The following is a 6,695-nucleotide window of genomic DNA, read 5'->3' on the forward strand; positions in this document are numbered from 1 at the left end:
CGAGCGCGACGAGCAGCACCGCGATGGCGACGACCGGCGTGCCGAGGATCTGGATGAGGCTCGTCGCGTAGTGCGCCCAGATGAAGAGCGGCAGACGATGCCAGGAAAGGCCGGGGGCGCGCATTTTGTGAATCGTCACAATAAAATTGAGGCCGGTGAGAATCGAGGAAAAACCAGTGATAAAAATGCCGACCGCAGCGAGAATGACGTTGGTGTTCGAATACGTGCTGCTGTAAGGCGTGTAGAAGGTCCAGCCGGTATCGACCCCGCCGAGCAACACCGCGGCAAACGTGAACAAACCGCCGATGATATAAATGTACCAACTCAGGAGGTTGATGCGTGGGAACGCCAAATCCTTGGCACCGATCATGAGCGGCACGAGGAAATTGCCGAGTATTGCGGGAATCGCCGGGATGAGAAAGAAGAACACCATCATGATGCCGTGCATCGTGAACATTTTGTTGTACGTCTCGGATTGCATCAAGTCCGCAGCGGGTGTCATTAACTCGAGACGCACAAACACGGCAAACAAACCGCCGATCAAAAAGAAAAACGTCACCGAGATCAAATAAAGAATCGCGATGCGCTTGTGATCGACGGTGAGCAGCCAGGATTTCGCGCTGAACCCGGCATTGAGATAATGCTTTTTAGGAATCTCTTCAGGGTCAGCAATTTGATGATCAAAAGGTTTGAAAACAGCAGTAGCCATTGTTCACTTTCTTTACTGAATTTCACCGTCCGGACGCTGGTTGCGGCCGGGCGGCAGGGTTATCTCTGCAACGATTTAATATAGGCGGTAAGCTGCAAAATTCCGGCTTCATTGATTTGCCCCTGAAACGTGGGCATGAGCGGTTGATAGCCGGCTGTGACTTTTGCGCCGGGATTGAGCAGCGATTCGCGCAGATAGCCTTCATCCGCGATCACGGTACGGCCGTCGGCAAGCTTGACTTCCGATCCAAACACGCCGACCAGCGAAGGTCCGCGCGCGCCGGCGACATTTGCGTGGCAGGTGCTGCAGCCGAGTTGATTGAATTTCTTTTCGCCGGCGGAGGCCAGCGTTTCACCGCTCTCGTTGCCGCTCAACCAGTTTTGGTAATCATTCGGCTCCATGACGACCACGGTGCCGATCATCTCGGAATGCTTCGTGCCGCAATATTCCGCGCAGAAGAGATGATATTCGCCGACTTTGGTGGCCTCGAACCAGAGATGTGTGTAACGGCCCGGCACCACGTCCTTCTTCACGCGAAACGCCGGAATGTAAAAACTGTGAATGACGTCCTCGGTGGTCATCGTTAACTTTACGGTTTGCCCGAGGGGAACGTGCAGGGTGTTGATCTCGCGCTGGCCGCTGGGATGCTGGATATGCCACATCCACTGCTTGCCGACGACATAGACTTCAATCGCATCTTTGGGCGGCGCGGAGTAGGCTTCGAAGTATAGACTCGCGCCCCACCAAAATGTGATCATCGCCAAAATAAACGGAATGATCGACCAGGCCAATTCGAGCTTGAGCAAGCCGGGAATCTGCTTGGGTGCATCTTCCTCCGACTTGCGGCGGTAGCGCACGGCAAAGAGATAAATTAAAAAAAAGATCAACAGTGTAAAAAAAGTCGTGAGGCCGATGAGAAAATAGTACAACAAATCGACCTCGCCGGCCAAACGCGAGGCTTGTTCAGGAAAAAATTGAAAGTCTTTGCCCATAATCTCAAAAAATAACTAGCGTGAAAAAGTTATATCTAGGCTCGTTCCATCAAATGAATAAGAATTTCATCTAAAGCTTGCCGCAAAAAACCATTTAATGAAAATGCCAAATTGAAAAACATTTTACCGGAACCGGTAACCGCGGTTTCTACGCTCTTGCACTCACAGCCATCTTGCGGTCTCGCCGAAGCATGACGATGACAAAAGCCACCAACACCAGCACCGTGGCAATGCCCGCCAGGCGCAACACATTCATGATCACCAGGCCATATTTGCCCGTTCTCGGATCATAGTGATAACAATACAACAGCAGTTGATCCACCGGCGAACCGATTTTGTTCTCGGAGGCTTCCACCAGGCTCAAGCGTAAATCGCGGCTGGGATAATCAACGCCGTAGAAATAACGCGCGAGCTTGCCTTGCGGCGTCAACACCATAATGCCGCCAGCATGGGCATATTCCTGGGTTACAGGATCAAATTGATAACGAAAACCCACCGCCTCAGCAAGCCGGGAAATGTTGACCGAATCGCCGGTGAGAAAATGCCAACCGCTGGCCGCACTGGCTCGATCGTAATCCTTGAGATAATTTTTCTTCTTTTCCGCCGCGAGCGCGGGTGTTTCACGATGATCGAAGCTCAAGCTGATGATGTCGAATTCCTCGCCGGCGCTGAACGACAAGGGTTTGAGATTTTTCGTCAATCCATTCAGCACCAGATTGCACAACATCGGGCAATTGTAATATACCAGCGCGAGAATCACGGGCTTCTCACCGAAGTATTGTTGCAACGGTACCGTGTTGCCGGCCTCGTCATAAAACTCCAAATCAAGCGGCGCTTGTTCACCCAATCTCTGATCAATACCGATCTTTTTGAGAATGTCGGGCTGGTTGGAGGCGTTAAGCCCCTGCGCGTGCAGGCTTGACAACAAAAGAAGCGAAGTTAGCAAGAGAAGGAGCGAAAAGTGAAAACGTGTTTTCATGGCCGCGTTCCTCCATTTTCCAGCTTTGCTGCAAGATTCTGATCGCGCACCGGCAAGCCGCGCTTGAGCAACAACGCCATGGCGCTGTCCACTGGAATGCGCGCAATGCCGGCTTCACGAACAACCCAGCCATAACCGTGCAACAGCGAGTCTTCTTTGAGATAATAGTTCTGTAAATCACGTTCGGGAGTGATTTGCAGGCGCGGCGCCGGCGGCATCTGCGATTGTGCGGCCAGGGCATGCGGAGGAATTTCAATGCGTTTTTGCCGGTTTTCGAGAAATTTGAGGGCACCAATCAGCAATACGATCGTTACTGCCATGATACCCAATAATCCCAGCCCGGAAAACAAAAGGGAACGAGCATCCGCGTCCGTGGTTTCGTGGCCGCGGTGATTGTTATCGTGTGTCTGCATAATCAATTCTTAAACAAAAAATTCTCTCATCATCATAATGCTTGCATCCAGCCGAAATCAGCCATTTTCCCGTTTGCTTCGGCTCAATGCTGATGCTCTTTGTGGCTAAAAGCAATTTCGAGGCGCGGGTCGTGCAACGGCAGCAACGCGCGATCTTTGAGTTGCCAGACGAAATAGGCCAGCCAAAGGCCGCCGATACCGGCCGGCGCAACAATATCCAACCAGTGAACCGTCAACCGTTCTGCGTGAAAGCTGGGCGCGATCAACCAGAACAAATCAATAAAACGCATGGCGATCATCCAGAGCGCGACCTTGCGCAGCACCTCCACGCGGCGTTTCGCTTTGCGGGACAATAAAAACACGAACTGCAAGGCGAAGTGAAAAAGCACAAGAGCGAGCGCAAGCCACTGCCAGCCGCCGTGCATCCGGTGCAGGTACCACGGAATTTCTTCCGGCAGATTTCCTGACCAGATAATCAGAAACTGGGAAAACGACACGTAGGCCCAGAGCAACACGAACGCAAACATCAAATTGCCAAGATCGTGAAAGTGCTTCGCCTCCATCACCTCGGACAACGGTTTATGCTGGGCCAGCAGGACCGCTGCGACGATAACAAACGCGAGCGTGAGCAGGCCATTTCCCACGACGAAAAGCACGCCGTAGATCGTCGAGAACCAATGCGGATCGAGCGACATCACCCAATCAACCGAGGCAAAGGTGAGCGTCAACACATAGATCACCAACGCCGGCCCGCTGAGATGGCGCAGCTTCGTGCTGAGCGCGGCGTCGCCGTTTTCATCCTGGCGCTTGGACCAGCGATTCAGCCAAAAGATGAATATGCCCCAAATGGCGAAATAAACCGCCGTTCGAATCGCAAAAAAAGAGATATTCAAATATGGAACCTTGTGCTGCAAAAGCTTGTCTTGCGCCATGACTTCCGGTTGCGCCCAGATATACAGTTCTTTGACGCCAAAGGCGAGCGGCAGCAGCAGAACGATCATCAGCGGCAGCGTGCGTGTGCCGGATTCGAGCATGCGCTGAATCGAGAAGCCCCAGCCGCCGCCCACCATGTGGTGCAAGGCCAGCAATGCAAAGCTGCCCAGGGTGAGGCCGAGCCAAAACAAATAACCGAACAAGTAAGAGCGAAAGAACTGTGTCGTGCTGAGAAAGGCGCCTGCGCCGCACAACGCCAAAGCGATCACGCCAATGATCAGCGCGCGCTGCTGCCAACGGCTTAAAACAGGGGTTAACGTTTCGGCTTGATTCATCGCGCGGCTCCGAGTTGCTGGCGTTGGCTTGCAGGAACATCTTCAATCGTGGCGTTTTGGCTCAATTGCAGGGCGCGAATGTAAGCGACGATGGCCCAGCGATCATTTACGGTAACGCGATCGGCATAACTATACATGGTTCCGAAGCCGTTGGTGATGACATCAAAATAGTAACCAGCCGGCGCTTCACGCAGGCGTTGCGTGTGAAACGAAGGCGGCTGGCGCATACCGCGCTGCACAATCATGCCGCTGCCGTCGCCGATGCGCGCATGACAAGGCGCGCAAAAAATGTTGTAGCGTTCCTGGCCGCGCGCCAAAATGTCTTTGGTGATGGGAAAGGGAAACGCGTCCACCGGCTTACCGGCGATTTTTCCCGAATACAGGTGCTCATCGATTTTGAGTTGGCCGCGCGCGACGGTGCCCGGCACTTGCGGCCTGGAAGCGCGGCCATCTTTAAAAAATGTACTGGCTTCGAGCGGCTCGTAGCGTGGTTGATCGTGCATGTCTTGCCGGCAGCCAGTAATGACGAGCAGGCCGAGCAGGAGAAGCGGGAATCGAAGATGGAAAATGGAAATTAGAGATTCGATCTGAGTAAATCGCATGATCATACTATTATTTGGTGACTGATTTACAAAGTGTGTCTGCCGTCTGAATCATTCCATTCACGGTTCAACCTCATACACGGCATAAGGCCGCAGACTTTCCATAAACTGCTTGGTTGCCGCAAGATCGAATTTCGGATCACGCGTTTCAATACACAGAAAAAAGCGATCGCGCGTGGCGTGTTCGAAACGTTCGACGTTGAACACCGGGTGATAAGGCTGCGGCAGGCCGTTGAGCGCGAACATTGCCAGCACCGCGGTGAAGGCCGCGAACAAAATCGTCACCTCGAACGTGATAGGAATGAACGAGGGCCAACTGTTAAACGGGCGACCGCCGACATTCAAGGGATAATCGATCACGGCGGCATAGTATTGAAAGAAGAAACCCACCAGGCAGCCGACGATTCCGCCGATCAAAACAAAGCGCGGCAAGCGGTTGCGATGCACATGTATCGCTTCCGCCAGGCCCTCCACCGGGAAAGGGGTGTAGGCGTCCAGCTTGCGATAGCCCGCGGCATGCGCGCGTTTGGCGCCTTCGAGCAAATCGTTGGGCGTTTCGAACTCGGCCATGAGGCCGTAGAGCGAAGACTCGTTTTTGGTGTTGAGGTTCATAGGCTAAATCTTACCCTCATACAAATCGCTTACCGGGAAGCACATCTCGTAGTCATTCCAATCTAAATTGCCATAAACGATGGAGAATTTTTTCAACTCTTTTAGGTGAAGATATTTTTTGAAAAGAGGATTGCGCGCGCTTCGCAAAAATGGCTCAAAATCGATGATGCGCTTTTTGCCATTATTGAACCAAATTTTCAGGCGATAGCCGTCAAGATATTCCGCCTGCACGATTTCGATGATCTCGGTTTCTAGAGCAGGCTCGTATGTGATTTTGATCTTGCTCATTTCAATTTCTACTTGATAGTCTTGGACTTGATTTGCTTGCCCATCACAAAGAAATCAACCCACTTTGGACGATTTCATCAGCATGACTCGCAACCAGTTTTCTGAAATCGGAAAGCTGCGATTTTGGCAGTGGCTTTTTGCCCTTGAGATGCTTGATCCGAATTTCAACGACCTTGCCATTTTCAATTATGAGTTCAGCCTTCATCTCAGCGGCTTGATAACGACCATGAACGTGAATTGGCTCATGATCATTTGCAAAGAAAAATACAACGAGACCGAAATACTCATAAAGCTTTGGCATCTATCCGATTCTTCCCTGACAGGATCACTTCCCCTCCTCCGCCGGCACCAGTGTGCGCATCTCAAAAATTGAAATCGCCGGCAGCACGCGCACAAAGAGAAAGATGAGCGCAAAGAACAAGCCGATCGTGCCGATATACGTCGCCCAATCCCACATTGTGGGAGAGTACATGCCCCAGGATGACGGCATAAAATCGCGGTGCAAGCTGGTCACCACGATCACAAAACGCTCGAGCCACATGCCAATGCTCACGACGATGGAGATGATGAACAGCCATATCGTATTGCTTTGGACTTTTTCGATCCAAAGCAACTGCGGCACCACAAAGTTGCACAGGAGCAGCGCCCAATAAGCCGGCGCATAAGGTCCGGTCCAGCGGTTCACCATCATGTACCATTCGTATTGGTTACCGCTGTACCACGCCATAAAAGCTTCCATGGCATAACCATAAACAACGATCAAACCGGTGGCGAGCATGATCTTCGCCATGTTGCGCAAATGCCGGGTGGTGATAAAATCTTCCAGGCCGTA

The 6,695-nt window shown here is 52.1% G+C and carries 9 protein-coding genes and 1 pseudogene; all 10 read right to left on the bottom strand.

The window, feature by feature from the left end; translation table 11 throughout:
• Nucleotides 1-709 (bottom strand): cytochrome c oxidase subunit I (locus tag FBQ85_24505; GenBank protein MDL1878294.1); only part of this gene is annotated, 709 nt, incomplete at its 3' end.
• A 59-nt stretch (nucleotides 710-768) separates the two neighbouring features.
• The gene (gene coxB, locus FBQ85_24510) at nucleotides 769-1,701 is read right to left on the bottom strand and encodes a cytochrome c oxidase subunit II (protein MDL1878295.1); all 933 of its coding nucleotides are present in this window, start codon (nucleotides 1,699-1,701) and stop codon (nucleotides 769-771) included.
• Between the two features lie 148 nt (nucleotides 1,702-1,849).
• Complete coding sequence (locus FBQ85_24515; protein MDL1878296.1) at nucleotides 1,850-2,680, bottom strand: SCO family protein; 831 nt, start codon at nucleotides 2,678-2,680, stop codon at nucleotides 1,850-1,852.
• Entirely contained in the window at nucleotides 2,677-3,093 is a 417-nt protein-coding gene (locus tag FBQ85_24520) for a hypothetical protein (protein MDL1878297.1), read from the bottom strand. Before FBQ85_24520 ends, FBQ85_24515 begins: the two co-directional genes overlap by 4 nt.
• Nucleotides 3,094-3,176: 83 nt before the next feature.
• Nucleotides 3,177-4,361, bottom strand: coding sequence for a hypothetical protein (locus tag FBQ85_24525; protein ID MDL1878298.1), 1,185 nt, complete (start codon nucleotides 4,359-4,361; stop codon nucleotides 3,177-3,179).
• The gene (locus FBQ85_24530) at nucleotides 4,358-4,963 is read right to left on the bottom strand and encodes a cytochrome c (GenBank protein ID MDL1878299.1); all 606 of its coding nucleotides are present in this window, start codon (nucleotides 4,961-4,963) and stop codon (nucleotides 4,358-4,360) included. Before FBQ85_24530 ends, FBQ85_24525 begins: the two co-directional genes overlap by 4 nt.
• A 60-nt stretch (nucleotides 4,964-5,023) precedes the next feature.
• A complete protein-coding gene (locus tag FBQ85_24535; GenBank protein ID MDL1878300.1) occupies nucleotides 5,024-5,533 on the bottom strand; it encodes a DUF3341 domain-containing protein in 510 nt (169 codons plus the stop codon).
• Between the two features lie 45 nt (nucleotides 5,534-5,578).
• Nucleotides 5,579-5,863: a DUF2442 domain-containing protein gene (locus FBQ85_24540; GenBank protein MDL1878301.1), complete on the bottom strand. Its 285-nt coding sequence runs from the start codon at nucleotides 5,861-5,863 to the stop codon at nucleotides 5,579-5,581.
• A gap of 8 nt (nucleotides 5,864-5,871) precedes the next feature.
• Nucleotides 5,872-6,164 (bottom strand): annotated as a pseudogene (locus FBQ85_24545) (DUF4160 domain-containing protein).
• A 24-nt stretch (nucleotides 6,165-6,188) separates the two neighbouring features.
• Nucleotides 6,189-6,695: hydrogenase (locus tag FBQ85_24550; protein ID MDL1878302.1), on the bottom strand; the 507-nt coding region annotated here is incomplete at its 5' end.

The sequence above is a fragment of the Cytophagia bacterium CHB2 genome (assembly GCA_030263535.1).
Taxonomy (GTDB): domain Bacteria; phylum Zhuqueibacterota; class Zhuqueibacteria; order Zhuqueibacterales; family Zhuqueibacteraceae; genus Coneutiohabitans.